Source organism: Pseudomonas sp. Sample_9 (genome assembly GCF_004307535.1).
Lineage (GTDB): Bacteria > Pseudomonadota > Gammaproteobacteria > Pseudomonadales > Pseudomonadaceae > Aquipseudomonas > Aquipseudomonas mercuritolerans.
In genome coordinates, this window is record NZ_RAZO01000240.1 from 1 (window position 1) to 3,396 (window position 3,396).

Annotated in this window: 3 protein-coding genes; all 3 read right to left on the reverse strand. The window is 50.2% G+C overall.

Annotation, left to right across the window (positions count from 1 at the left end; genetic code table 11):
• Nucleotides 1-176: 176 nt before the first annotated feature.
• The 3 genes from D6877_RS30230 to D6877_RS13690 all read right to left on the reverse strand — a co-directional run bounded on the left by D6877_RS30230 (nucleotide 177) and on the right by D6877_RS13690 (nucleotide 3,199).
• Nucleotides 177-1,187 (reverse strand): DUF2931 family protein, encoded by a 1,011-nt coding sequence (locus tag D6877_RS30230; RefSeq protein WP_347233413.1) that lies wholly within the window; start codon nucleotides 1,185-1,187, stop codon nucleotides 177-179.
• A 63-nt stretch (nucleotides 1,188-1,250) separates the two neighbouring features.
• Nucleotides 1,251-2,192 carry a PoNe immunity protein domain-containing protein gene (locus tag D6877_RS13685; protein ID WP_130911141.1) on the reverse strand — a complete coding sequence of 314 codons (942 nt, stop codon included), beginning with the start codon at nucleotides 2,190-2,192 and terminating at the stop codon, nucleotides 1,251-1,253.
• 5 nt (nucleotides 2,193-2,197) lie between these two features.
• Nucleotides 2,198-3,199 (reverse strand): hypothetical protein, encoded by a 1,002-nt coding sequence (locus D6877_RS13690; RefSeq protein WP_130911142.1) that lies wholly within the window; start codon nucleotides 3,197-3,199, stop codon nucleotides 2,198-2,200.
• Between the last annotated feature and the right edge of the window lie 197 nt (nucleotides 3,200-3,396).

A 3,396-nucleotide genomic window follows, 5' to 3' on the forward strand; every position in this document is an offset into this window, starting at 1 on the left:
TGACTGGGGGGTTAGGGGGGGGGCTGATCGCCGGCTGTCGTAAGCAAGCCAGCTACAAGCGGCGGAAGCCGTACTTATATGTCTTTACTTGGTGGAGGCGAGGATACCAACGTGTGGTCCTCCTCATCGAAGCAGTTTCCTACGGTAACTGAGAGTGCAGTACGCAGCCGGTGACATCACCAAGAGCCATATGGCACGCCGAATTTCTTCACATGCATTCTAGAAATCTCAGAGAGCGCGTCGTATTGACCACCCGATTTGCCTTCGTACGGCCCGCGCGGATCCACCTCAGCTTTTACTCGCATAACCTCTAAGGGTGTCAGGCATGGTCCAAGTACCCAAACTTTAACAATGCCACCGGGTGCGAGACCGATTGCGATTGCTTTTCGGTATCCGGTTGTCCACTTTCCTGTAGCTGCGCAATAAGTTTTTTCACTCGTGCGCATAATCTCCCGAGTTGACTCAGCTATATCAATGCCTACTTGATATGTCTGGGGTTCGACTAAAGATTGCCAACGGACGTAGATTTTTTTCGGTAAATCTGCATTCGTCACGTACTTACCTTTCCCCCAACCCGATTTCTTAGGCCAGCCTTTCGGGTTGCCCTTATTATTCTCAGGGGTCTGAATGGCTGAAACTTCACTCATTGCACGTCGATATACTTGCCCTTTCATATCCACAACATCCGCTGTTTCGATCCAGACTTCCATGTAGTCAGGTGCCGAAAAGCCCAAGCGCCAAGCATCATATGGCAACGAACCTGCATTTGAGCAGGTGGATCCTGCCAGCAGCATGGTGGCAAGTAGGAAGGGAGTAATATTATTCATTTGTGTGTGCCTGGTCTTGGGGCCGCCGCCCGCCGAAAGTTTCCCCAACTTGCTCGCGCGTGGCACTCCCTCAAGCCACTTACCGTCAACGCCCTTGTCGTGTCCATCCCAGTCCTTGCCCCAGCCAAACTCCACGGCATAGATGTATTCGGCAATGTGCTCGCCGCTGACACCCAAGCCCTCGTTCAAAATGCTGGAAGGAGCCTGAAGACCAACTTTGGAGGCTTCGACCTGATTGGAGTGAGTGCCACTGGCACCGTCTGTGCCTTTGGTTGCAACGGCGGCATCTTTGTTCGCAGGCTTTTCCGCTCTTTTCGGATGGCTTGAACCGGAGGAGGCAGCAGAGCTGTTGCGCTGCATGCCTTTCCATTTGACCAAGCGCTTTTCAACAGCTCGGATCATAGCCGAGAGATGCGGCAATGGTTACTCTTCGCCAGACCAGTACCAGATAGTTTCGCCCCATTTGGAATCACTGAATCTCGGCATAATCTCGCCCTGCTGGAAATGTTGTCTTGAGTCAGAATTCGCAGGAGTAAACCAGTAACCAGTTTTACTGCAGGGTTGGCCGCCGTCGATTCGCGATACCTGAGAATTATTGGTTGGTTGATAGTTGCGGGCATATCCGACTAAATCCTTTGGGTAAACCATGTGGTCTATTTTGCTGTCGTCAATACCGTATAGAAACGCAACGGCGCCAGCCTCGAAAGCCCAATAACCTACGTACGGCCCTTCGTCTCCTTGCAAATGGGTATCGTGCCAAGGAGCTTGCTTAAAAGCGGGATACCATTGCTTGCAATATTTTTTGAGCAATTTCGAGGCTTCTTGCTCGTTTTCACTGTAAATGGCTTGGATAAGCGGTGTGTAGAGCTCGTGGAACCACTCGTCTATGTCATGCCGCCCTGGCATGACTTTTTGCAGCAGTGCTTCGTAAAGCGTGTCTTCACCCTCATAACCCGCGTTGTCGATCAATCTAACAAAGCGAGGTAGCGAATCTGTTCGATGTAACAATATGCACAGACTAATTACTTGGACGGCTTCTTCGTACTGATAAACCCAGTCGTCGATCGCTAAAGGTGAAATATTTGGTATGCCTTGATTTTCTGCCAAGGCTTTTTGGCGGACTTCATAATGATCGATCAGATCCTCGAGTAACGGAATAAGGTCTTCAATTTCTGCGCCTGCTGTATAGGTCGCTAGCAGCTTGTCCAGGGCGAGGCTCTGGAAATATCTTGCTCGCTGTGAACTTTCTTCGATGGCAGAATCGGATTTAAATTTATTTGTTTTAAAAAATTCAACTAGTTGGCTATATTCTGTGAGGAAGTTTGTATAGTGGTTGGTGCTATAAAAGGGCTGTCGTACACTCATTGTTTCTACGCCTCAATTTTTAATGTGTCCAATGCGCCGTTTTTCTTGGTCAGGGACCTCTTGCGTTTATTTACAAATGCTTTCACTTCCGTTTCATCGTAATGAAAAGCTTTATGAGAGCTGTGCTTGCTTTCTTCTGTGTTATGAAGTTGAGCTTCGGCGTGCTCTTTCGGACTAGCGCTAGGATGAAAGAGCGGTGCATAGAATAAATGTCGGCTATACGAGGCCTCTACTTGCCCTGCGAGCAATCGATTGCCGACAGCTTTTTGTAAGTTACTAAGTATCCATTCAATGCTCATTTGAACAAGGACTTCTTTGCTCTTGGTTTTACCGCTCTTTGCCGATCGAGACGGTGATGCTTTCACTCTGCCAGTGGTTTTCGGAGTCATATTTTTCTTTGTAGGAGTATCTTGATCATTTTCCACTGGTTCGAGCAGGGTGCTTGGGTCGCCTAGTCCAGAAACGCCCAACTTCGATGCGACCCCCGGCTTTCTTGTATTATTCAGTTTCCGCATGAACTTCGGTGCATCTTCATCACGGCTTGCCTTTGCCTCTACAATGGCGAACTTTTCGCCGCCATTGTTTGCGGGATTAGCCCGCCAAACCGCGTCTATCCCGGTGCCGTTAGCACCGTCCGTGAGCTTGTACAACACATGTTTGGCCTTGGGACTGCCGCCCGCCGAAAGTTTCCCCAACTTGCTTGCGCTTGGCACTCCCTCAAGCCACTTACCGTCAGCGCCCTTGTCGTGCCCATCCCAGTCCTTGCCCCAGCCAAACTCCACGGCAAAGATGTAATCGGCGATGTGCTCGCCGCTGACACCCAAGCCCTCGTTCAAAATGCTGGAAGGAGCCTGAAGACCAACTTTGGAGGCTTCGACCTGATTGGAGTGAGTGCCACTGGCACCGTCTGTGCCTTTGGTTGCAACGGCGGCATCTTTGTTCGCAGGCTTTTCCGCTCTTTTCGGATGGCTTGAACCGGAGGAGGCAGCAGAGCTGTTGCGCTGCATGCCTTTCCATTTGACCAAGCGCTTTTCAACAGCTCGGATCATAGCCGAGAGATGCGGCAATGGTTACTCTTCGCCAGACCAGTACCAGATAGTTTCGCCCCATTTGGAATCACTGAATCTCGGCATAATCTCGCCCTGCTGGAAATGTTGTCTTGAGTCAGATTTCGCAGGAGTGAACCAGTAACCAGTTCTACTGC